The following is a 23,915-nucleotide window of genomic DNA, read 5'->3' as shown; positions in this document are numbered from 1 at the left end:
TACACTGTTTTTTATACCCTGTCTTTTAACCAGCTCCAGCACTTACCAATTCCATTCAACAGCCAAAGCCCTGCCAGTATCATCAACCCCCAACTCAATATGGTGTATTTTTCATACAGCATATCTGCAAAGAACCCTACCTTTTCCCAGGCACTCATTTTGTCCGAATAAACCGCCCCTTTTTTAACATAATATATTTTAGTGCTATCCTTTGACACACCGATCTTGTATTTTTTAAGAGAATCAGTCGATATTACTTTAATCTCTTCTTTGTTTTGTGCAACAACTATTCCTTGAAATAAACAAGGCACAAAAAATAACAACCATTTCATACTAAATAATTTTAGTAAAAATGAGTAAAAATGACTTGCTTTACAATACCCAACTGGTGGTATATATGAATTATCTGGCGCATGCATATTTATCTTTCAATCAACCGCAGTTGCTTATCGGCAATATGATCAGTGATTTTGTAAAAGGCAAACAAAAATTCGATTATCCGATAGAGATACAGAATGGGATCATGTTACACCGAGCCATAGATGAGTTTACCGACAATCACCCCGCCACCCATCAGGCAAAACAATTTTTTAAAAAAGATTACCGTTTGTATGCAGGTGCCTTTGTAGATGTAGTATATGATCATTTTTTGGCTAATGACACAAACGAATTTGAGAATGAAAAAGCCTTGAATGAATTCGCTCAAAAAACTTATTTAACCCTCCAAAATGAAAAAGTAGTACTACCCAATAGATTTCAGCAAATGCTTCCATATATGCAGTCGCAAAACTGGTTATACAACTATCAATACAGAGATGGAATTGAAAAAAGTTTTGGCGGATTGGTTCGCAGGGCTACCTACCTGAACGAGTCTGCAATAGCATTTAACATTTTCAACAACCACTACCTGGAAATACAGCATTGTTATAATAATTTTTTTGCTGATGTAAAAAAATTCGCCGCTCATCATTTGCAGCAATTTTAAAAAATTGATTGCCCTATATTTGTAATAAAAAAATAATGAAACAACTTATAGTAGCCATTTGCTGCCTGTTTACCTCTGCAGTTTTTGCTCAAGCAAAATTTTCTCCGATCGATAAATCACCAATGGATATGTGCTATTATCCTGATGCTTACCCCGTATTAAAAATACAGGACAAAACAACAGAAACTCCTGTAGCAAGAGTGATATACAGTCGTCCGCAAAAAAACAGCAGGGTTATATTCAGTGAATTGGTGGAGTATGGAAAAGTATGGCGCCTGGGAGCCAATGAAGCAACTGAAATTGAATTTTTTAAACCTGTAAAGATTGGCAGCACCAAAGTAAAAAAAGGACGATACACTTTGTACTGTATCCCCGATACGAATAAATGGACGATCATCATAAACAAAGAAACCGATACTTGGGGTGCATTCAAATACAATCAGTCAAAAGACCTGCTTAGATACGACGTGCCTGTACAAAGACAAGCTGATATAACAGAAGCCTTTTCTATGGTGTTTGAAAAATCATTGACCGGCGCTAATCTCCAAATAGCCTGGGATGATGTGAAAGTAGCTTTACCGATTGTTTTTTAAAACTTTCAATAATATTTTTACAGCCCGGCTTTATGCCGGGATTTTTTTTGGATATTTACATTATGTGCGGAATTGCAGGAATCATTTCACCTAACTCTTTAGTCGTAAACGAAGGTTTATTACATTCAATGGCCAACACAATTGCCCACCGTGGACCCGATAGTGAAGGATATTGGATCAACGATGATGGTAATATGGGATTTGCTCATCGGAGACTTTCTATTATTGATTTAAGTAATGCAGGAGCCCAACCCATGCATTACTTAAACAGGTATACCATTGTTTATAATGGCGAGATCTATAATTATATTGAGGTTAGGGAAGAATTACGTAAACATGGCTATAGCTTTGCATCACAATCAGATACAGAAGTTATATTGGCTGCGTATGATTATTGGAAATCGGATTGCCTACAGCACTTCGACGGTATGTTTGCTTTTGCCATTTGGGATGATAAAAAGAAAAAACTATTTGCTGCTAGAGATCGTTTCGGCGAAAAGCCATTTTATTATTATGAAGAAAACGGGCACCTTGCATTTGCCAGTGAGATGAAAGCATTATGGGCAATTGGCATTGAAAAAAAGCCAGACCCAAAAATGCTGCTTAATTACCTTACGTTGGGACATGTACAAAACGTAAAAGAAAAAAAAGAAACATTTTTTGAAAACATCTACTCTTTACCTCCTGCACATTATCTGAGTTTTTCTCCCTTTACAGGACAACTTTCTATTTTAAGTTATTGGGATCTTAATAAAGAAAAAGAAATTAATTACACAGAAAAAGAAGCCATTGTAAAATTTACCGAACTATTTAATCACTCTATTAATAGAAGATTAAGAAGCGATGTTCCTGTCGGCACCAGCTTAAGCGGCGGGCTCGACAGCTCATCAATTGTAGCGGTGGTCAGTAAATTGAAAGCCAATGGAGATCGCTTGAAAACTTTTTCTGCAGTTTTTCCTGGTTTTGAAAAAGACGAATCGAAATATATTGCTGAAATTGCGACCAATTTTAATGTAGATAATTTTCAGATTACACCTTCGGCAGATGAGTTGATCAAAAACTTTGAAACACTTTGCTATCACCAGGAAGAACCTTTTCCTTCATCAAGTATTTTTTTACAATACAAAGTTTTTGAATTAGCCGCAAAGCATAAAACAAAAGTTTTATTGGATGGACAAGGAGCAGATGAAACTTTAGGGGGGTATCATAAATATATCCACTGGCATTTACAACAATTGATTGGCAGAGGAAAATTCAAACAGTTAAAAAATGACATCCGCATCTTTAAAGAAAATAATTTTTCATTTGATTGGGGAATAAGAAACTATATCGCTTCCTACTTCCCATCACATATTGCCATTTTTTTAGAAAAAAATGAATACCGGAAAATGATTTATAATAGAAATATTAACAGAGAATTTTCTGCTTCATTGGCCGGCAGAGGTTTGGAGGGTATTTATAAACCTATCGTTACAAAACTGAATGATCTTCTTTACTACAACACAACACAAATGGGGTTAGAGGAGCTGCTTCGATACGCTGACAGAAACAGTATGGCACATGGCACAGAAGTTAGATTGCCTTTTTTAAGTCATGAGTTAGTCGAATTCATTTTCTCTCTTCCTTCAAATTTTAAAATACACGACGGCTGGACAAAATGGCTCTTACGCAAAGCAATGGAGAAAAATTTACCTGATGCAATAGTTTGGAGAAAAGATAAAGTAGGATATGAACCTCCCCAACAAGAATGGATGCATAACAAGAAGTTGATGGAGTATATACATGAGGCTAAAAAGAAACTCGTAGCTGAAAAAATTTTATCGCCTTCCGTACTCAACAATAAGATCGTTCCTATGGCAGCACATGATGCAGATAATTTTGACTGGAGATATTTGTGTGCTGCACAATTATTATAAAATGTATTTCTTTTTTTAAAATATTTACTATGAAATTAGCTACCAAGATCATTCATGCAGGCGCCGAGCCTGACCCAAGTACAGGGGCAATAATGACACCGATCTACCAAACATCTACCTACGTACAATCTGCTCCGGGGCAACATAAAGGATACGAATATGCCCGTAGCCAAAACCCTACCCGTAAGGCCTTGGAAGATGCATTGGCCATTATTGAAAATGGCAAATATGCACTGGCCTTTAGCAGCGGGGTTGCAGCCACTGACGCTGTCATTAAATTATTAAACCCGGGTGATGAAGTCATCGCAGCTAATGATATGTATGGTGGTAGCTATCGGTTATTCACGAAAGTGTGGGAACGGTACAATATAAAATTCGTTTATGTTGACACTTCTGATAGCAATAATATAAATAAAGCAATTTCTCCAAATACAAAATTGATATGGATTGAAACGCCTACCAATCCACTGATGAATATCACAGATATTGAAGCCGTAGCATCGATTGCAAAAAAAAATAATATTATTCTTTGTGTTGACAATACTTTTGCATCGCCTTACCTGCAAAATCCATTAACTCTTGGAGCTGATATTGTAATGCACTCTGCTACAAAATATTTAGGCGGCCATAGTGATGTTATACAGGGATGTTTGATGATGAACGATGCAACATTGAGAGAGAAATTATATTTCATCCAAAAAAGTTGTGGCGCTGTACCCGGGCCGCAGGATTGTTTTTTAGTATTAAGAGGCATAAAAACACTCCATGTCAGAATGCAAAGACATTGTGAGAATGGAGAAAAGATAGCACACTGGCTCCGGAAACATCCTAAAGTGGCAAGAGTTTATTGGCCGGGTTTTGAAGACAATGCAGGTTTTGCTGTTGCCAAAAAACAAATGAGAGGCTTTGGTGGAATGATAAGTTTTACGCTGAAAGATGAAAGTATTGATACAGCCAACAAAGTTTTATCAGGCACTAAAATATTTTCTCTGGCTGAAAGTTTAGGCGGAGTTGAATCGTTGATCAATCATCCAGCCAGTATGACACATGCTTCCATACCAAGAGAAGAAAGAATAAAAAATGGCTTAAGCGACGGTTTGATCAGATTGAGTGTAGGAATTGAAGATGTTGATGATTTAATAGAAGATCTGCAGCAGGCGATTGGATAATATGTAACCAATTAATCAATATAACAACATCAAGAAAAACAATGAAGAATTTTTTCTATCTGTGCCTGATCGTATTATTTGGGTCATGCAAAAGTCAGTTCCCTATTGCATACGATAGCAATAAAGCAAAAAACCCCGATTACAAAGCTTTTATAAGACCCAAAAATGGTGAACTGATTGCCGGAGACACTGTTACTACTAAAAATGAGAGAAAAATATTTAAGCCAACACTGTATGTCATCAACGGACAAGAATTTAAATCGAAAGATATTCGTGAATATCAGGATGCTTCAGGCTTATACACAAATATCGCAGGCGACCTTACTCGTGCACTAACAGGTCCAAGACTACATGTATTCAGGAAAGTTTCTACGTCACAAAGTTATGATGCAACAACAGGACGCTGGAGTACTCATTATAATACCAACTACTATATAAGAAAAGTTGGAAGCGACGACTATAGGTTAGTTGGCCTTAACAGCGTGGGTACCTTAGCAGAATGGGTGGAAGATAATAGTGATGCCTATGACCAAGCTATCATATCACAACAATATTCTAAGAAAATAAAAATGCACCGTTTGATTAGTTGGGGCGCTATTATCGGAGGTTGCATATTAATGGCCACCGACCCGGCAGTAAAAACTTCTAACCCAAATCCAAATGCAAAATTAACAACGGGTTATATTGGGGTAGCCCTTGTACCGGCAGGTTGGGTTAATCTGGGATTGAATGTATTCAGAAGAAGAGCAAAAGCCGGCAGAGCTTATGCCGCAGCAATCAATTTATACAATGCTGCTCCGGAAAAGAAAAAAAAGAGATAATGAATAACTCCCTCATAAAATTTTTAAATAGTAAGGTTGATTTATATAATCAACCTTCTTTTATTGGACAGGACCCCGTTTTAATTCCTCATCGATTTTCTGCTAAACAAGATATTGAGATCGCCGGTTTTTTTGCAGCAATATTTGCCTGGGGAAATCGAACTACCATCATTAATAAAAGCAATGAATTGCTGCAACTGATGGATAATGCTCCATATGAATTTTGTCTACACCATACCTCTACAGATCTTAAAAAATTAGAAAAATTTAAACACCGTACCTTTAATGCTACCGATGTATTGTACTTTGTTGAATTTTTCAAACAGCATTATAATCACAACAATTCTCTCGAATCTGCTTTTAGCAAAGGTGTAAAAAAGAAAGATATCACCATCGAAAACGGATTGGTCGAGTTTTATAATTATTTTTTCTCGTTAGATGATGTGCCTGACAGAACGAGAAAACACATTTCTTCCCCGGCAAAAAAATCAACCTGCAAAAGATTGAATATGTACCTGCGTTGGATGGTTCGTAATGACAATAAAGGAGTTGATCTGGGTATTTGGAATAATATTAAACCGGCTCAATTAATTTGCCCTTTAGATGTACACGTAATTAGAGTTGCTAAAAAGCTGGGGTTATTAACCAGAAAACAAAATGATTGGCAAGCAGCGCTGGAACTTACCGGCGAATTGCGTAAATTGGACAGAACTGATCCGGTAAAATACGACTTTGCTTTATTCGGACTGGGCGTAATAGAACATTATTAATGCAGCAGGAAATCATAAAAGGCATCAACAAAGACCTGGCGATAAGTTTGCCCGAACAACTCTCTTTTGAAGAATTACAAAGGTTGCTGGCAATGCATGTCAATCATCTTATAAAAACAAATTTCGAAAAACTGGTTTCTATACTTTATCGAATTGATGTAAGTGAACACAAACTAAAACAATTATTGAAAGAGAATAATGACGATGCAGGAAAAATAATTGCCAATGCAATTATTGAAAGGGAATTACAGAAAATAAAATCCCGTCAACAATTCAGCAGACGGGATAATAACATCAATGAAGACGAAAAGTGGTGACGATTATTTGTACATTAATTCCTGCACTTTTTCTTTATCATCTTTAATATTTTTCAGGTCGAACATAGTACCAAATACATGATCCCACAAAGTGCTGCTCACTCCAAAACCTTTTTGCTGTTGTTTGTAATGATGTAAGTGGTGATTGCGCCATAACCCTTTCATCCATTTGAAAGGAGGATTCCAGGCATGTATGGCATAATGCATACTTCCATATATCAAATAACCAAACATAAATCCCGGAAAAAAAGGAAATACATTTTTCCCTAACACCAAATACATTAATAAAAAAAGTACAGAAGAAATAATTAAACTTGGGGCTGCCGGCATAAATAATCTTTCCTTATCTCTTGGGTATTCATGATGATTACCATGCAGGATATAATTTATTTTCTTTCCTCTTTCGCTTTCTGCCACGTAATGAAAAACAAATCGATGCATTATATATTCAAAAAAACTCCAAAAGAACATGCCTCCCAAAAAAACCAACACCACTTTTATCCAATCAAAAGACAAACTATTGAATGAATAATATGGCAATAAAATTAATACAGGTAAATACATACCCCATATTACTAAAGGGTGAGTTTTGGTAAGGTATTCCAGGTAGTTATTTTTAAATAACTGCGCCTGACCTTTATTATGAATTTTTTGGAACTCCATTTGGTGTGTAATTGATATTAGCAAAAATAATCAAACTTTACAAAAAGTTATTATAACCTTTGTCAAAAAATCATTATTGTTTTAACGGTAACGCACAGCACAAACTATGATACCTGAAGAAATGTTGCCTCTTTCTATAAGGCAAAGTAAAATATTGACTACTAATAATTTGCAGCAATTATCTACAATCGATGATATCCCTGCGATAGATGCCGCTTTTACTGATGACCGGTTAAAACAGATCATTCAATACTACTCCATCAATCCCAACGATATGGAAACAGAAATTCATCATTATGCACATGAATTAATTGAAAACGGGAAAATTACAGAAGCCTGGCAAGTATTATTAACTACCATTTAGTTCCAAACACCTTCTTCAAAATATCTGTAGTTCTTGCTGCAAAGTTTGTGCGGATATTCAACTCTTCTTTAGCAACCAGATCAAACAGCGCATTTGTAGCCTTTTGCGTTACATAATTTGTCAGATCAGGGTTTACTTTTTTAAATGTAGTTGGAAAGCTATTGTATTTATTTACCAGGTCACCGTAATATTTCGTAGCATCCACTCTATCTAAAGACGCCTTTATTACCGGGGTAAATGCAGCAATTAATTGTGCTGTGGTTTTTTCCCTGAAAAAATGTGTGGCGCTGGTATCCCCATTTCTTACTAATCCAATCGCATCCTGTAAGGTCATATTCTTAATAGCGTCAACAAAGATGGGTTTTGCATACCCGGCCGCATCTTCTGCTCCACGGTTTATCGATAAAATCGCTTTGTCCACCAAACTGCCAAAGCCCAGATCTCTCAAAGTGTTCCCAATTTTTTGAGCATCGGGAGGCAATAAAACTTTATATACAGCATCGCCAAAAAAGCCATCCTGCTTATTCAATTGTAATACAGATTTGGTCAAACCTTGCGCCAACGCTTCTTTAATGCCTTGTCCGGCTTCATTTTCTGTTATGCCGCCTATTCCTGAGGCTGATGCTATTTGTTTTAGTTCTTCACAACTTGAAAAAATAGCTGCAAACGAGCATATCAATAATATCTTCTTCATTTTATCATGTTTTAATAATTAAATATAGGCAAGTTCCCTGCCAAAGTATAATTCTAATTACATAGATAGTAATTATGGGCAAATGGGTTGCATAAAGTATCTTTGCACACATTTTATTTAAAATATGAGTACACAGCATTTATCTGAGCAAGAAATTATCCGCAGAGAAAAATTAGAGGAACTGAAAAAATTAGGTATTGATGCATACCCAGCTGCCTTATACCCTGTTAATGCCACTTCGGTGTCTATAAAGGAAAATTATAAAGGAGAAGAAAATAAGGCAGACTTTGCAGATGTGTGTGTTGCCGGCCGTATAATGAGTGTTCGTGATATGGGCAAGGCTAATTTTGCTGTGATACAGGATGCAGTGGGTAAAATTCAATTTTATATCAAGCAAGATGATATTTGTCCGGGAGAAGATAAAACCCTTTACCAAACCGTTTGGAAAAAATTAGTGGACATTGGAGATATCGTTGGCATCAAAGGATATGTGTTCACCACAAAAACAGGCGAAACGTCAATACACGTCAGAGAATTTTCTATTCTTACAAAATCACTTCGTCCGTTGCCGATTGTAAAAGAAAAAGATGGCGAAGCATTTGACGAGGTAACTGACCCTGAATTCAGGTATCGTCAGCGCTATGCAGACCTGATAGTCAATCCGGGTGTGAAAGAAACTTTTATTAAACGTACTAAAATGGTCAATGCTATTCGTGAGTTTTTGAACGAACGGGGCGCATTGGAAGTAGATACTCCTGTTTTACAAAGCATTCCGGGAGGTGCGGCAGCAAGGCCTTTCACTACACATCACAATGCATTGGATGTGCCTATGTACATGCGTATTGCCAATGAATTGTATTTAAAAAGATTGATAGTAGGCGGTTTTGAATGGGTATATGAATTCAGTCGAAACTTCCGCAATGAAGGCATGGACCGCACACACAATCCTGAATTTACCGTACTGGAATTTTATGTAGCCTACAAAGATTATGAGTGGATGATGGACACTACAGAACTTATGCTCGAAAAAGCAGCCATTGCGACCAACGGCACATCCAAAGTATTAGTAGGAGACAAAGAAATTGATTTTAAAGCCCCATACAAAAGAATAACGATGTATGATGCTATTAAAGAACATACAGGTTTTGATATCAGTGAAATGGACGAAGCCGGTATTAGAGATGTGTGCAGACAATTACATATACATGCAGATGAAAAATGGGGTAAAGGAAAATTAATTGATGAAATATTTGGTTCTAAATGCGAAGGAAATTATATACAGCCTACATTCATTACAGACTACCCGGTAGAGATGAGTCCGCTTACAAAGAAACACCGTAGCAAAGCGGGACTGGTAGAACGTTTTGAACTAATGTGTAATGGCAAAGAAATTGCGAATGCATACAGTGAATTGAATGATCCGATCGAACAAAGAGAGCGTTTTGAAGACCAGGTAAAACTAATGGAACGTGGTGATGATGAGGCCATGTTTATCGATCATGATTTTTTACGTGCATTAGAATATGGTATGCCACCTACAAGTGGTATTGGATTTGGGATAGACAGAATTGCTATGTTGTTAACCAATCAGCATTCGATACAAGATGTATTATTCTTCCCGATGATGAGGCCTGAGAAAACAGGAGAATAGTTTAATTCTCCTACCCTTTCTTATTTTTTTGTAAAGAAAGATAATCAAGAAAATAAATAACTTTCAGGGAAAGGCTATTTAATTCATTGTTGTTATTATACCCCGGCCTGCCGATTGTTCTACCCAGATTGTGGAAATAATTTTTCTCGAATGTATTATAAAAATTTTCTGAAACATCTTTCCATACAATACTGAAGAAACTGCCCGGAGCAAACTGCCAGTTGTACACCATATCAATGCTCAAAAAATTATAATTCTGATTAACATTTTTAGTGAATGGCGTACTCGGTGTTTGTAAAATTCCATATTTGTCTAATTCATAGAATTGCAGAGGATCAACCTTACTCCAATAATGCCTCGCTCTCAATGTAAGCCACATTCTGTTATTAAAGCTGTATTTAACATTGAATATATTTTCAACGATATTCAGTTTTCTTCTTGAAAAGATCACCGTATCTAAAAGTGCAGAATTATTGGTATAGCCAGTGTAGGCCCAGCCCGGCTGATTATTATAATTCTCTATGTTTACTGTATAATCAACAGAAAACTTACTATTGAATCTTATCTTACCATACAATCCGCCATTAATACTTGTTCGTTGAAATACACTACCCGTACCTGTGAAGAAATTACCTCCCCATGATAGTTTTTTTGCTGCATTACTACTCCACCATCCACTTAGGCCAACTCTGCCCTTATTTTGGAATACTCTGCCATGAGATCTTGCCTCATAAAAATCATTGTAAGGAAGGCCAAAATCCAGTGTAGCGCCAAAAGTCCAAAGATTTTTTATTTGTGCATTGAAATTAATATTCCCTCCTGCATTCTGATACATCATTTCTCTTCTTCGTAAAAGATCGATCGGAGACACAAGCCTGCCATACCACACTTCCCAATTTAGTTTAAAGTAATTGTACCAGCCCTTTGGTTTATTCCAGTTATATGCCATCCATATACCCTGATCCATTGTATTGTTATTAGTAAAATAACCGAGATCACTTTTATCATATTTATCATTACTCAACTCTTGCCATACATTAAAATTGAACTTACCACTTGTTTTACCAAAATAAAGACCATGAGCATACCCTGTAATATCCTTACCCTCTTTACCAAAAAGATTGCTTATACTAATATTACCTCCAACATTCCAGGTATTTGTTTTATCATTAAAATTAAAAAGAGCTGAACTTACATTGGCGTCATAATCCGGGCCGCTACGCCATGTATTAGTATTCACAAAAGAAATGCTGCTATTATGTTTAAGTGTTTGATCTAAAACAAATACATTATAATTCGTCAATGGATCTGTCTCAAATTTTCTCCTGTTTTGTGTAACTGTATCTGCAATGGTTGCAAACTGTGTATTAGTAAGTGCATTCAACACGCCAATCCCCAGCCCTCTTTGTGTACGACCGCTTAATTTAGTTGCATTCAACAATTTGCTTTGTCCCGGATTTTTTACAACATTTTCATTTGCCCCCAAAGAAGTGTATGCGTCACCGTAATGTATTGGAAACGAATTACCAATTCTTCTGCTGTAAAAAAGATTCCCTTTATTAAACAACTCGGTCCCCTCTGTAAAAAATGACCTGTTTTCTGAAAACTTTTGTTCAAAAGGAGAAAGATTTAAAATACGATTATCTGTCACTACCTGCCCAAAATCCGGTATCAACGTCATATCCAAAGTGAACGCCTGATTGATCCCGTATTTTACATCCATTCCTCCGTTCAGTTGTGTCGTATTATTTTTTGTAAGCCCGTCTCTATTTACATAAGCAGAAAAATAAGGAGAGAATTGTAATCGTACCGGAGGTTTAATATTTTCCAGGTTTTTTAATAATCCTTCTTGTGATAAGAACCCATTTACTGTAGGATCAATAGGTTGCCAGAATAATTGCTGACCAGATTTTTGCCGGCGACGTACCACATTAAATCCCCAGTCCTGTTGTTGTTTTTTTCCAAAACGTATAGCTGAATATGGCAAAAACATTTCGAAGCTCCATCCGTCTTTTTGCAATTTTGCAGCACTCTTCCATACCGCATTCCAACTAAAATCCTCATTACCTCCTGACGACATTTTTGCATCCCATTGCTCGCCCAACGGAGTAATGAAATACTCAAAGCCATTCAACCTATCATAGTAAGTATCAAAAATAACTCCGACAAAATCATTGTTACCAAAACCGTCTCTTCCAGACAATTCAGCAGCTATGCTGTCTTTATTTCTTTCATGGCAATATCCACCAATATAGATCCCATCATTTTTATACAATAAATATATTTTAGTGGCATTGGCAGAATCTTCCTGCCTGAATGGTGTGGGACGTAATTCAATAAAATGAGTGGCTATTTGAGCATTGCTCCAATCTGTTTCATCTAATTCTGCATCGATTTTTATGGAATTAACTATACGAGTTATCTTCAACTCTCTCTTTACTGTCTGACCATAAACTCCGGCAGTCAGAATAGCACAAAACAATAAAGTGTATATTTTAGTAAGCATCAAATAAGTCGATTGAATTGGCAACGTCTTTTCCCGGCAGACCTTTACCCGACGAAGATAATTTTACTACAGCTTAAGTAATCGCCGTTCATCAAAAAACAGTGGATATTAGAAATTATTTAACAAGATACTGTTACACAAACAGATCTGTATACAACTGCCCTCCGGGAGTTACGCTATACTTACCGAGGTCTGTAATCCCTTCTTTTGCAAGTACTTCTTCATCAATAAAAGTATTCCCAGTACATATTGCAGATGGTTTTGATAAAATATAGTACGCAGCATCTGCAATGATATCTGGTGTACGACTCATTTTCATTAAGGCTTCTCCACCTAATAAATTCTGCACTGCGGCTGTAGCAATCGTAGTACGTGGCCACAATGCATTAGCTGCAATAGCATATTTTTTAAGTTCCGCTGCCAATCCCAACGCAATCATACTCATATTGTACTTACTTATCGTGTAGGCAAGATGGTTAGCAAACCATTTCATATCCATATTTATTGGAGGAGACAATGTAAGGATATGTGCATTCGTGCCTTTTTTTAACAATGGTATACAGGCTCTGCTTACCATAAAAGTTCCTCTTACATTAATATCATACATCAGATCATACCGCTTTGGATCCACTGTTTCAGTATTAGATAAATTAATAGCAGAGGCGTTATTAATAAGAATATCTAAACCACCGAAGGTTTCCTTTGTTTTGTCAACAACCTGCTGAATCTGGTCTTCAAAACGTATATCACATTGCACAGCCAATGCCTTCCCTCCTGCAGCTTCCATTTCTGCGGCAGCAGAAAAAATGGTGCCTCCCAATTTGGGATTTTCTTCTACACTTTTACTGGCAATTACAATATTAGCACCTTCGGCAGCAAGGCGTAAGCCAATAGCTTTGCCAATTCCACGAGAAGCTCCTGTAATTAAAACTGTTTTGTTTTTAAATGACATGGCAAGATGTTTTACCAAATCTAAACAATTTGACCGGACCAAAGGTCAGACTATTATTAGTTTTTATAATCCGCATCTGCAGACACCTTTTCCCAATCTGCCACTTCCTGTTTTATCCAATCTGCTTTTTTTCTTAAAGTCTCTACCGCAAGTTTACCTAACGCTAATCTTAGTGGAGGGTTTTCTGCAGCTACAATTTTCATGATTGAATGTGCCCCTGCTATCGGATCACCCGGTTGATTGCCACTGATACTTTGAATGTACTGCTTTAACCTTCCGGCGGTATCTGCATATGCTTCAATCGTTTTTTCGGCAAACTTCATAGATGCTCCCGCCCATTCTGTTCTGAAAGGACCAGGCTCTACCAAGGTAACTTTTATACCCAATGGCAATACTTCTTTATATAAAGCTTCGCTGAAACCTTCCAAAGCAAACTTACTGGCATTATAAATGCCCAGTCCGTGGTTGGCCGAAATTCCTGCTTGCGATGAGATCTGAACGATATGACCTGATCCTTGTTTACGCATCACAGGCAACACCGCCTGGGTAACCGCCAACGCACCAAAGAAATTTGTTTCCATTTGTGCCCTTGCCTCTTCCATGGATGTTTCTTCGATCGCTCCCATTAAACCGTATCCTGCATTATTAACCAGTACATCAATTTGTCCGAATTCATTTACTACCGCATGTATTGTTTCATTTACCTGCTGATGATCATTTACATCTAGTAAATAACCAAAGGTTTTCCCTTTTAACAGATCATTTATTCCGGCTAATTGTTCCTGCTTTCTTACAGTTCCAATAACAATATTTCCGGATTTTGCCACTTCTTCAGCCAGGTGACGGCCCAAGCCTGATGATACACCTGTAATGAACCAAACTTTATTCTGTGCTATCATAAAAAAGTATTTAAAGAATAATACAATATAAATAAACAAAATTTTACAACTGTTTATTTAAGCTGCAAGTTAAACAAAAAAATTAAACAAATGTTTGATTAATATTAAACGTTTGTTTAACTTTGTGTTTTAAACAACAACCATGGAATACAACGAAAAGCAATTACAAATCATTCAAACGGCAGAAAAGCTCTTTGCAGACAAGGGTTTTGATGGAACTTCTGTCAGAGATATTGCTGATGAAGCCAGTGTCAATGTAGCGATGATATCCTATTATTTTGGATCCAAAGAAAAATTACTGGAAGCACTGTTTACTCACCGAGCTATGGATTCAGCCAAAAAACTGGAAGACATTCTGCACAATAAAGAACTCTCAACATTAGAAAAAGTGAACGTACTCATTGATTATTATATCAATAAATTTCAAAACCAGCAATGTTTTCATAAGATCATGATGAGTGAACAGGTAACTAATAAAAGAGGCGTTACACATGAGCTGATCCATCATTTCAAAAAACAAAATCAACAGCTGGTAAAACAGCTCATACATGAAGGGCAAAAAACCGGTGAATTTGCAAAAAATATTGATGTTCCCATGCTGATGGCTGTATTGGTTGGCACTGTAACCCATATGATCGCCACCCAACGGTTTTATCGGGAAATCAATAATCTTCAGGATATGCCTGATGAACAATTTCAAAAATTGATAAAGAAAAAACTCAGCACTCAATTAAAATTCATTTTCAAAGCAACATTAACTCATGAAGCATAAATTAATAATACTCTCCATCAGTTTCCTGAGCCTGCAATCTTTGTCGGCACAGGAAACAAGAAATATCACCTTGCATGAAGCAGTTGATCTGGGTTTAAAAAACAGCAAGTTGTTAAAATTAAATGAGGCTAAAATCCGGGAAGCCGCCGCTAATGTAAAAGAAGCTGAAGAGCATCGATTACCCGAAGCAAGCGTAAGTGCATCTTATTTGTATTTACCAATCAAACCGGTCATTAATCTTAAAGGTGGTTCTGATACCAGTGGCGGGAGCGGCGGGCCAAATGTTAACCAGGCAATGTATGGTATGCTTAACGCATCGCTTCCATTATACACAGGAGGCAAATTAAAATACGGTATTCAATCAGCACAATATCTTGAGCAGGCTATTAAGTTAGATGCCGACAACGATCATGATGCGGTGGTATTTAATATTGTAAATGCCTGTATCAATCTATTTAAAGCGCACCAGGCTATTAGTTTGGTGAAGGAAAACCTGGAGCAATCTCAACAAAGAGTAAAAGATTTTACCAATCTTGAAAGAAATGGTTTGATCCCAAGAAATGATCTGCTAAAAGTTGAATTACAATCCTCGAATATTGAACTGACATTGTTGGATGCGGAAAGTAATTACAAAGTGGCGTGTGTAAACATGAACATCATGATGGGATTACCAGAGCAAACAATATTGATTCCTGACAAAACCGGATTGGAATTACCCACTACCATTAAAACCATTGATGAATATGAGCAGGATGCTATACAAAACCGTAAAGACATCAATGCTATCGCATTAAGAAAAAAAGCTGCAGACCTCGGAATTAAAATTGCTAAAAGTGACCGATACCCTTCTATTGCTTTAACCGCAGGATATGTTGCTGCAGATATTCCAAAGTTTTTAACCGTTTATAATGCTGTAAATGTCGGTGTTGGTGTTAAGTACAATATTGCATCACTATGGAAGAACAAAACAAAAATTCAACAGGCAGAAGCAAGAATAAAACAAGTAGAAGCCAACAAGGATATACTGAATGACAATATTCGTTTGCAGATCAATCAAACGTACCAAAACTACCTGGTAAGTGTAAAAAAGATCGAAGTGTACGAAAAATCAGTGTTGCAGGCTACCGAAAATTACCGCATCACCAAAAACAAATATGATAATGCATTGTCTACTACAACTGAATTGTTAGACGCAGATGTTGCATTGCTGCAAGCAAAATTAAGTGTAACCAATGCAAAAGCGGATTCGTTTTTGGCATACAACAGGTTATTGCAGGCCGCTGGAATTTTAAATGACGCAAAATAAATACTCAGAATAAAATCAATAAAAATATAATTATGGCACAGAATACTAATGAAACTAATGGGAATAACCAAAAGAACGGAGCTCCCAAAAAAAGCAACAAAACCTTTATCATAGTTTTGGCCTTGCTTGTAATTGGTGGCACCTGGTTTGGATTAACCAAATATCAGCACGCCAAACATCACGAAGAAACTGATGATGCTCAGATAGAAGCGAACATAAGCCCTGTAATTCCAAGAGTAGGTGGTTATGTAAAAGAAGTACGTGTAAAAGATAATCAGATCGTAAAAAAAGGGGATACTCTTTTAATTTTAGACGATAGAGATCTTGCCTTAAAACTACAACAGGCGGAAGCCGCATTAGCAACCGCACAAAGTAATTTAGGTGCAGCTCAAGCAACAACCAATGCGTCTAAATCAAATATTACCAGTGCACAAGCGGGTGTATACACTGTAGATGCGCAAATAGAAGCAGCCAAAGTAAATGTATGGCGTACTACACAGGACTATAACAGATATGCTAACCTGATAAAAGATCATTCTATTACTCAACAACAATTTGAACAGGCAGATGCTGCCAAACAAACTGCTGAACGTCAGTTACAGATATTGGTACAACAAAAGAACCAGGTATCGCAACAAACCAATGCAGTCGCTTCTCAAAGCAATGCCACCTCTTCTCAAATAAATGTAGCAGGAGCTGTTATTAAACAAAAAGAAGTAGAAGTTGCAGAAGCTAAATTAAATCTTTCGTATGCTGTAGTGGTTGCCCAGGAAAGTGGATTGGTATCAAAAGTAAATGTGCAGGAAGGGCAACTGGTACAACAAGGACAATCATTGTTCAGTATTGTATTGAGTAATGATGTGTGGGTAGTTGCAAATTTCAAAGAAACGCAATTCGAAAAAATGCGTATCGGTCAAAAGGTAACCGTACATGTTGATGCATTTCCGAGTCATCCTTTTGAAGCCACATTAACATCTTTTTCTCCTGCAACAGGCAGCCGCTTTGCTTTGCTACCTCCTGATAATGCCAGTGGAAATTTTGTAAAAGTAGTACAACGTTTACCTGTTAAAATAGAATTTAATAATCATACAGATTCTTTGGTAAAAGAATTAAGACCTGGTATGAATGTAGCGGTGGATGTGCATTTATAAACACCCCAGCCGCCCCCTAAAGAGGGAACCGGGAAGAATATAACACTTTGACGTTTTGATGAACATAGAAAAAATGTACAAGTCCCGAAATAAATTCGGGATGCCGATTTAACATCGGCAAATGCATGACGCCACTGAAGGGGAGTAAAGTGATGCAGTTTGGTACATAATTAAAAAAATTAAATATCCGCCACGGCGGAGATGGGGGCAATTCAATATGCAACAAATGGAATCATTGGTGGAGTATGGAGGAAGACGTGTGATCATAACGATCACGGCTATACTATGTGCTTTGCTTGAAATTGTAGATACCACTATTGTGAATGTGGCATTAAACGACATGCGTGGAACGCTGGGGGCTACACTTACAGAAGTTGGTTGGGTTATTACTGCTTATGCAATTGGTAACGTGATCATTGTTCCTATGACCAGTTGGTTATCTGTACAATTTGGACGAAGGAATTATTTCGCAGCTTCTATTATTCTTTTTACTGTCTGTTCATTTTTATGTGGTAATGCAACAGGCATCTGGGAGTTGGTGGCTTTCCGTTTTTTACAAGGTGTTGGTGGCGGAGCATTGTTAGTTACTTCACAAACAATTATCACCGAAAGCTATCCACCGGAGAAAAGAAGTATGGCCCAGGCCATCTACGGTTTAGGTGTTATTATTGGCCCTACGCTTGGCCCCCCTTTAGGTGGGTTTATTGTTGACCATGCCTCATGGCCTTATATTTTCTATATCAACATTCCTTTAGGCGTGGTAGCAACATTACTAACGCTACAGTATGTTCGCAGTCCTAAATATGGCGAAAAAAGTAAAGCAGCAGATATTGACTGGTTGGGCATTGGTTTACTAGCAATCACAGTGGGTTCTTTGCAATACGTACTAGAAAAAGGGCAGGATGACGATTGGTTTAACAGCAGTACGATCTTGTATCTGGCAGTTGCTGCAGCACTTGGATTATATTTTTTTATATGGAGAGAATTGAGATTTAAGAACCCGATAGTTGAGTTACGTGTGTTGAAAAACGGGAATCTGAGAGTTGGTACCATCCTTTCATTTATCATGGGATTTGGGTTATATGGCTCAACCTTTATCATACCATTATATACACAGTCTATTTTGGGTTGGACAGCACAGCAGGCTGGTATGTTGATGGTTCCGGCAGCGCTTACTACTGCAGTGATGATGCCGATCATTGGTAAACTATTGCAAAAAGGTGTGCCCCAACAATACCTGGTAGCTGCAGGTATGATCGCATTTTCGATATTTACTTTTTGGGGTTATTCTATTTTAACGCCTGATACAGATTCAAGTAATTTCTTTTGGATGCTGATCGTAAGAGGTGTTGGATTAGGTATGTTATTTATACCCATTACTGCTTTATCTCTGTCTACACTTAAGGGGCAGGAGATTGGACAAGGTGCAGCATTCACTGGTATGATGCGACAACTGGGAGGTTCTTTTGGTGTGGCATTGATTACTACATTCATGTCTCGTCAGAATATGGTTCATAGAAATGCGCTCATCAGTAATCTGGATGTAAATAGCCCTGCGGTACAACAAAGGATCCAGGGTATGCAGCATAATTTTATGAATAAAGGAATACCTTCAGAACAAGCGTTGAAAAGTAGTTACACTGCAATGGATCACATTGTAACTAAACAGGCGGCAGTACTTTCATACATGGATGTATTTCTTTACCTAGGTATTCTGTTTTTGATCTGTGTTCCGTTTGTGCTGGTAGTAAAAGGAAATAAAAAAGCGAAGATAGACCTGTCGGAGGCGATGCATTAAAAAAGGTTTAAAACGTTTGATGTTAAACGTTTTAAACCTTTTCAACTTTTATCCTAATACAGCTTCGTGAGTAATATTAGTATTCAATAATTTAGATATCGGACAATTTGTTTTTGCATCAGCTACTGCTGCTTCAAATTGTTCCTGATTGATACCGGGTATTTTAGCGGCTACCGTTAAATGAGAATTGGTAATGGTGCCTTCTTCCAAAGTAATGTCGCATTTTGTTTCGATTACATCAGGAGTAAAACCTGCAGCTCCCAAAACAAAACTCAATTTCATACTGAAACATCCGGCATGTGCGGCTGCTACTAATTCTTCGGGATTAGTACCTACGCCATCTGCAAAACGGGAATTGAAAGAATATTGTGTTTTGTTCAATGTGGTGCTTTGTGTGGTTAGATGACCATTGCCTTCTTTACCGGAGCCGTTCCAAACGGCAGTTGCGTTACGTTTCATTGTTTATTTTTTGACGGTTAATGTAAAATATCTCTTTAGTAAGATTTACAAAAATAGTTCATTGTATTTTATTACGTCAAATCCAACTATACTGATTTGGGTATTATTTTCAATTACCGGACGTTTTATAATACTTGTATTTGCTGCTATTAACTCTATTGCGGCTGCCTGTGTGGTGATTTTAGCCTGCTCCCCTGGCGTAAGTCCCCGCCATGTGCTGCTCTTTTTATTCAATATTGTTTCCCAGCCTACCTGCTTACACCATTGTTTCAGTTTTTCTTTTGTAATACCGGATTTTTTATAATCGTGAAACTTATATTCAACATTATGTTGTTTGAACCAATCCAATGTCTTTTTTATGGTATCGCAATTGGGAATGCCGTAGATAATAATCTGACTCATTTTAAAATTCGGGTAGTACCGGTTTTGTTTTCATAATTGTTTCTATTTTTTCCAATACGTCAGGCGTAAGCAAGGGTAATACATCTAATGCTTTTAAATTATCTAGCAGTTGCTGTTTTTTTGTTGCCCCTAAAATAGCAGTGCTTACATTCGGATTTTTAATACACCAGGCAATACTTAATGCTGCGGTACTAACTCCCATCTTAGCCGCCAGCTCACTCAGTTTTTTAACTTTTTTTAATTTATCATCTGCCACCCATCTATCCTTTAGCCAGTCAAAACCTTGTAAAGCAAACCGACTGTTTTTAGGTATGCCATCATTATACTTACCACTCAAAAGCCCTGATGCAAGCGGGCTCCAGATGGTAGTGCCTAAGCCTACGTTCTTGAATATCTGCAGAAATTCATTTTCTATTTTGTTCCGTTCAAATAAATTGTATTGCGACTGTTCCATTGTAGGACCGATCAGTCGGTAATGTTGTGCTGCGGTATGCGCTTCCATGATCTCAACGCCACTCCATTCACTGGTTCCCCAATACATTATTTTACCTTGTTGTATCAGGTGATTCATGGCCCAAACAGTTTCTTCAACAGGTGTGTTCTTGTCTGGCCTATGGCAGAAATACATATCTAAATAATCTACCTGTAAACGCTGCAGCGCCTCATCGCATGCTTCTATCAAATGTTTACGACTGCATCCCGTCTGATTGGGTTTATTTTCTTTTCCCCTCCAACCCCAAAAAGCTTTGCTACTAACGGTATAGCTTGTTCGATCCCATTTTTTCTTTTTCAACACTCTCCCCATCATTTTCTCACTTTCGCCTAAAGCGTATACCTCTGCATTATCAAAAAAATTAATGCCATTGTCGTAAGCAACACCCATTAATTCATCTGCTACCTTATCATTTATTTGTTTGCTGAAACTTACCCAACTGCCAAAAGATAATACACTTACCTGTAAGCCTGATTTCCCGAGACGACGATATTCCATAGTAAAATTTATTTAGGCAATGAAATTACATAAGATTCAAATGGCAATCCGACTATTTTGACATTTTTCCTTAATTAGGAAATTGAGAAGAAGGGACTTTTACAAATCCGGTGGATTGAACGATGTGCCACTCTGTAAAATCCTGACTGGCATCCATACCAATTCCGTTTATAAGATGGGTCCTGGTTCTGATCCTTACAGGTTTTTCTGTATAAAATTCTGTATTGGTTCTGGTTCTGTCCCAGTATAATTCATCGCAATACAGCGTATCGCCTTTTACATTAACAATCCTCACACTATCTTTTAAAAAAACAATATTCTGATTGTCTTTATACTTTGCATACCTGGCATCCAATTTACTTTCGATTACATCGGCTGCATTAAAAAAATCTACATGAATCGTTTTAGGGAACTCTATATATGATACCGTGTCCTGCACCCGGTACATCAATGGACCAACCAATACAGCTTTTCTATTGCCTGCAATAGAATAATTGATCCTTACGTCTTTTGCTACTTCTACCCCGGTTTTTTGATCACCGATATTTTTCTTTTTCAGTTTATCATTATTACAGGAATAAAAAAAAATACAGCTTGTTGCCAAAGCTGTAATAAATAATATTTTATATAATGACGATGGGCTTGTCATTGCGTATAATTAATCGTATTTAGCTCTTCTGAACCATAGATCACTCAGAGAAAAACCAAATGCCAAGCGAAAGAAATTTTCACGAAGATTAGATTTTTTATCTCCTCTGCTGCCTATTTCAGCAGAAACATTTAAAATTGAAGTTTGCGTTTCGTAGTAACTTCTGCGTAATTTAAGCGGAAACCCAGCTCCGAAAGTGAATGCATATTCCGGAATATTAGTTGTTAATTTCACATTGTCAGGACCATAATAAAACCCGGCTCTGTATTTTACAAAATTGAAATATTTTTTTAATGATGTTGCGTCTTTCGCAGGAAAATATTCTGCACCTGCTCTTATCTTCCAGTTATTATGAACGAAATCTTTTTCGTCATAAAAACGATAATCTTTCCACTGCGTCATTTCAAGATCTGCGCCAAACAACCAGTTAGGTTGTTGCAGCGTAAACCCAAAACCGTAACTCGCGGGATAGACCAAGTTCCCTTTAAGTGTATTTTCGTATACGCTATCAACTTTAGTTGAACTGCCGTCTGCATCAAATACTACTGTTTCTCTTAGCACATCTTTACTGGCTGATAAACTTTGTTTCAGATTACCATATCCGCCTAAACGAAGGAGTGTGTTTTTATTTATCTTGATTTTGTATTGGATGCCACCATTGAGAAGCAACCCTCCAAAATTTGTTTTCGTTGAAGAATTAGACTCATAATATCTTACAGTATCATTTAAGAATGTCAATTGTGTGCTATAATCTTTATTGCCAAACATATAGCCCACATTAAAACCAATGCTAAAGTTTTTTATAGTAAGACCTGCTCCTGCAGAAGCTTCATTGATTCCTCCTGATCCTTCATAAAAAGTAACCAGGCTATCAATTCCCGGAAGTCTTTCAAATTTTGCAATTTTATAATTGATCCTTGATGTAGGTTTAAGTCCAATGTTTACGCCTAAAAAAATATTCTTTTTATTGGCTCTTTTCATTTTGATTGGAAACCCAACCTGCATGTAAGAAAACAATGCATTGGTAGCAGTAAAATTTTGTGTTGGGCTGATACTTTTTAATTTTCTTGAATCTACTTCTGCACCTAGATCAAATATGGTACTCGATAAGCTAGAATAACTTGCCGGATTGGTGAAATTCAACATTTGTCCGTTTGCATAGCCTGCTGAAATGCCCCCCATTCCTCTTGTCAAAATATTATGATTTGGAACCATATCGCCTACGCCATACCTGGAATAAGGAGAGTTTTCCTGAGAAAAAGCTGAAAGCTGAAAGCTGAAAGCAAGTAAAAAAAGAGGGAAATATTTAGTCATTGTTAGTTTCGCTGAGTGCATACAGTCCTTTGTATATAAAATTAAAGTCTGCAAATATCTTGTTTTTAAGCCGTTGGGCAAAATACACTGCATCTCCGCCGGTTAAAACCACGTTAAAGTTGCCATACCTGGATGCGTAAAAGTCAATGAAACCGTCTATTTCAAAGCTAATTCCTGCCAATACACCACTTTGCAAATTAGTTTTGGTATCGTAGGCAATTACGGGGAAATTCCAGTCTTTTTCAATTAAAGGCAGTTTTGCAGTATGATCATGCATCGACTTAAAACGCATTTGTGTGCCCGGGGAAATGGCCCCTCCCAGAAACTGATTATACTGATTAATGAAGTTATACGTGATGCAACTACCCAATCCAATCACTAAATTATTCTTACCGGGATAAAAATGTGCTGCTGCCGCCACCAAAGCCAACCTGTCTGCCCCAATTGTTTCCGGTTTGCCAACGGGGGTGGTAAAATTTATTTTGGTAAGATGTGATACCTTATGAAATGAAGTTTTGGCCGATAACAAACTTTCAATCTCCGGATTATGATTAATGACTGATGATAAGATCGCTTTTTGAGGCTTATAGGTTTCGATCAGTTTCGCAATCGTTGCTGTATCATCATTGGGCAAAACAACTTCTTCCTTGAAAGAGTCATTTGTAAAAACTCCACATTTTAAACGAGAGTTTCCAAAATCAAAGCAAAGTGTTGTATAGTTCATGGTTTGTAATTTGTAGTTAATAGTTCGTAGTTAGTGAACAACTATTAAC

25 protein-coding genes are annotated in these 23,915 nt (G+C 37.1%); 13 read left to right on the top strand and 12 right to left on the bottom strand.

What is annotated here, in order from left to right; translation table 11 throughout:
- Window positions 1-11: 11 nt before the first annotated feature.
- Complete coding sequence (locus LK994_RS05600; RefSeq protein WP_229761910.1) at window positions 12-332, bottom strand: hypothetical protein; 321 nt, start codon at window positions 330-332, stop codon at window positions 12-14.
- Between the two features lie 20 nt (window positions 333-352).
- Here LK994_RS05600 and LK994_RS05595 point away from each other — a divergent pair, with 20 nt between their 5' ends.
- Genes LK994_RS05595 through LK994_RS05565 form a run of 7 tightly spaced genes read left to right on the top strand, consistent with a single transcriptional unit; the run spans window position 353 to window position 6,571 of the window.
- Window positions 353-985 carry an acyl carrier protein phosphodiesterase gene (locus tag LK994_RS05595; RefSeq protein ID WP_229761909.1) on the top strand — a complete coding sequence of 211 codons (633 nt, stop codon included), beginning with the start codon at window positions 353-355 and terminating at the stop codon, window positions 983-985.
- Between the two features lie 35 nt (window positions 986-1,020).
- The gene (locus LK994_RS05590; RefSeq protein ID WP_229761908.1) at window positions 1,021-1,578 is read left to right on the top strand and encodes a DUF2911 domain-containing protein; all 558 of its coding nucleotides are present in this window, start codon (window positions 1,021-1,023) and stop codon (window positions 1,576-1,578) included.
- A 32-nt stretch (window positions 1,579-1,610) separates the two neighbouring features.
- Window positions 1,611-3,494 (top strand): asparagine synthase (glutamine-hydrolyzing), encoded by a 1,884-nt coding sequence (gene asnB, locus LK994_RS05585; protein WP_229761907.1) that lies wholly within the window; start codon window positions 1,611-1,613, stop codon window positions 3,492-3,494.
- A 29-nt stretch (window positions 3,495-3,523) separates the two neighbouring features.
- On the top strand, window positions 3,524-4,663 hold the full coding sequence (locus LK994_RS05580) for a cystathionine gamma-synthase (RefSeq protein ID WP_229761906.1): 1,140 nt from the start codon (window positions 3,524-3,526) through the stop codon (window positions 4,661-4,663).
- 41 nt (window positions 4,664-4,704) lie between these two features.
- Window positions 4,705-5,484: a hypothetical protein gene (locus tag LK994_RS05575; RefSeq protein ID WP_229761905.1), complete on the top strand. Its 780-nt coding sequence runs from the start codon at window positions 4,705-4,707 to the stop codon at window positions 5,482-5,484.
- Window positions 5,484-6,254: a TIGR02757 family protein gene (locus tag LK994_RS05570; protein WP_229761904.1), complete on the top strand. Its 771-nt coding sequence runs from the start codon at window positions 5,484-5,486 to the stop codon at window positions 6,252-6,254. The genes LK994_RS05575 and LK994_RS05570 overlap by 1 nt, the downstream gene beginning before the upstream one ends.
- A complete protein-coding gene (locus LK994_RS05565; protein WP_229761903.1) occupies window positions 6,254-6,571 on the top strand; it encodes a hypothetical protein in 318 nt (105 codons plus the stop codon). The genes LK994_RS05570 and LK994_RS05565 overlap by 1 nt, the downstream gene beginning before the upstream one ends.
- Before the next feature lie 3 nt (window positions 6,572-6,574).
- Here LK994_RS05565 and LK994_RS05560 read toward each other — a convergent pair whose 3' ends face one another.
- Window positions 6,575-7,234, bottom strand: a complete 660-nt coding sequence (locus LK994_RS05560; RefSeq protein WP_229761902.1) for a sterol desaturase family protein — start codon at window positions 7,232-7,234, stop codon at window positions 6,575-6,577.
- Window positions 7,235-7,340: 106 nt separating this feature from the next.
- On the opposite strand from LK994_RS05560, the gene LK994_RS05555 reads away from it, so the two are divergent.
- The gene (locus LK994_RS05555) at window positions 7,341-7,598 is read left to right on the top strand and encodes a hypothetical protein (RefSeq protein WP_229761901.1); all 258 of its coding nucleotides are present in this window, start codon (window positions 7,341-7,343) and stop codon (window positions 7,596-7,598) included.
- Here the strand turns inward: LK994_RS05555 and LK994_RS05550 are convergent.
- Complete coding sequence (locus LK994_RS05550; protein ID WP_229761900.1) at window positions 7,588-8,292, bottom strand: DUF4197 domain-containing protein; 705 nt, start codon at window positions 8,290-8,292, stop codon at window positions 7,588-7,590. The genes LK994_RS05555 and LK994_RS05550 overlap by 11 nt on opposite strands.
- A gap of 124 nt (window positions 8,293-8,416) precedes the next feature.
- Here LK994_RS05550 and lysS point away from each other — a divergent pair, with 124 nt between their 5' ends.
- Window positions 8,417-9,943 (top strand): lysine--tRNA ligase, encoded by a 1,527-nt coding sequence (gene lysS, locus LK994_RS05545; protein ID WP_229761899.1) that lies wholly within the window; start codon window positions 8,417-8,419, stop codon window positions 9,941-9,943.
- 10 nt (window positions 9,944-9,953) lie between these two features.
- Here the strand turns inward: lysS and LK994_RS05540 are convergent, their stop codons facing one another.
- The 3 genes from LK994_RS05540 to LK994_RS05530 form a co-directional block, all read right to left on the bottom strand.
- Window positions 9,954-12,449 (bottom strand): DUF5916 domain-containing protein, encoded by a 2,496-nt coding sequence (locus LK994_RS05540; RefSeq protein WP_229761898.1) that lies wholly within the window; start codon window positions 12,447-12,449, stop codon window positions 9,954-9,956.
- Between the two features lie 133 nt (window positions 12,450-12,582).
- Entirely contained in the window at window positions 12,583-13,401 is an 819-nt protein-coding gene (locus tag LK994_RS05535) for an SDR family oxidoreductase (protein WP_229761897.1), read from the bottom strand.
- 56 nt (window positions 13,402-13,457) lie between these two features.
- Entirely contained in the window at window positions 13,458-14,300 is an 843-nt protein-coding gene (locus tag LK994_RS05530; protein WP_229761896.1) for an oxidoreductase, read from the bottom strand.
- 142 nt (window positions 14,301-14,442) lie between these two features.
- Between LK994_RS05530 and LK994_RS05525 the strand changes: the two genes are divergently transcribed.
- The 4 genes from LK994_RS05525 to LK994_RS05510 all read left to right on the top strand — a co-directional run bounded on the left by LK994_RS05525 (window position 14,443) and on the right by LK994_RS05510 (window position 19,327).
- On the top strand, window positions 14,443-15,072 hold the full coding sequence (locus LK994_RS05525) for a TetR/AcrR family transcriptional regulator (RefSeq protein WP_229761895.1): 630 nt from the start codon (window positions 14,443-14,445) through the stop codon (window positions 15,070-15,072).
- Window positions 15,062-16,378, top strand: a complete 1,317-nt coding sequence (locus LK994_RS05520) for a TolC family protein (protein WP_229761894.1) — start codon at window positions 15,062-15,064, stop codon at window positions 16,376-16,378. Before LK994_RS05525 ends, LK994_RS05520 begins: the two co-directional genes overlap by 11 nt.
- 32 nt (window positions 16,379-16,410) lie before the next feature.
- A complete protein-coding gene (locus LK994_RS05515; protein ID WP_229761893.1) occupies window positions 16,411-17,529 on the top strand; it encodes an HlyD family secretion protein in 1,119 nt (372 codons plus the stop codon).
- 217 nt (window positions 17,530-17,746) lie between these two features.
- On the top strand, window positions 17,747-19,327 hold the full coding sequence (locus LK994_RS05510) for a DHA2 family efflux MFS transporter permease subunit (protein ID WP_229761892.1): 1,581 nt from the start codon (window positions 17,747-17,749) through the stop codon (window positions 19,325-19,327).
- A gap of 48 nt (window positions 19,328-19,375) precedes the next feature.
- Here LK994_RS05510 and LK994_RS05505 read toward each other — a convergent pair whose 3' ends face one another.
- The 6 genes from LK994_RS05505 to LK994_RS05480 all read right to left on the bottom strand — a co-directional run bounded on the left by LK994_RS05505 (window position 19,376) and on the right by LK994_RS05480 (window position 23,866).
- Window positions 19,376-19,786, bottom strand: a complete 411-nt coding sequence (locus LK994_RS05505) for an OsmC family protein (RefSeq protein WP_229761891.1) — start codon at window positions 19,784-19,786, stop codon at window positions 19,376-19,378.
- 45 nt (window positions 19,787-19,831) lie between these two features.
- Window positions 19,832-20,188: an arsenate reductase gene (locus LK994_RS05500; protein WP_229761890.1), complete on the bottom strand. Its 357-nt coding sequence runs from the start codon at window positions 20,186-20,188 to the stop codon at window positions 19,832-19,834.
- A gap of 1 nt (window position 20,189) precedes the next feature.
- Window positions 20,190-21,179, bottom strand: coding sequence for an aldo/keto reductase (locus tag LK994_RS05495; protein ID WP_229761889.1), 990 nt, complete (start codon window positions 21,177-21,179; stop codon window positions 20,190-20,192).
- A gap of 70 nt (window positions 21,180-21,249) precedes the next feature.
- Entirely contained in the window at window positions 21,250-21,828 is a 579-nt protein-coding gene (gene lptC, locus LK994_RS05490) for an LPS export ABC transporter periplasmic protein LptC (protein WP_229761888.1), read from the bottom strand.
- A gap of 9 nt (window positions 21,829-21,837) precedes the next feature.
- Entirely contained in the window at window positions 21,838-23,142 is a 1,305-nt protein-coding gene (locus LK994_RS05485; protein ID WP_229761887.1) for a hypothetical protein, read from the bottom strand.
- On the bottom strand, window positions 23,135-23,866 hold the full coding sequence (locus LK994_RS05480; protein WP_229761886.1) for a type III pantothenate kinase: 732 nt from the start codon (window positions 23,864-23,866) through the stop codon (window positions 23,135-23,137). The genes LK994_RS05485 and LK994_RS05480 overlap by 8 nt, the downstream gene beginning before the upstream one ends.
- Between the last annotated feature and the right edge of the window lie 49 nt (window positions 23,867-23,915).

The sequence above is a fragment of the Ferruginibacter lapsinanis genome, from assembly GCF_020783315.1.
In the GTDB taxonomy this organism is placed as follows: Bacteria; Bacteroidota; Bacteroidia; order Chitinophagales; family Chitinophagaceae; genus Ferruginibacter; species Ferruginibacter lapsinanis.
Note: the sequence above shows the minus strand (reverse complement) of the source record. Positions and strands in the feature narration are given on the sequence as shown.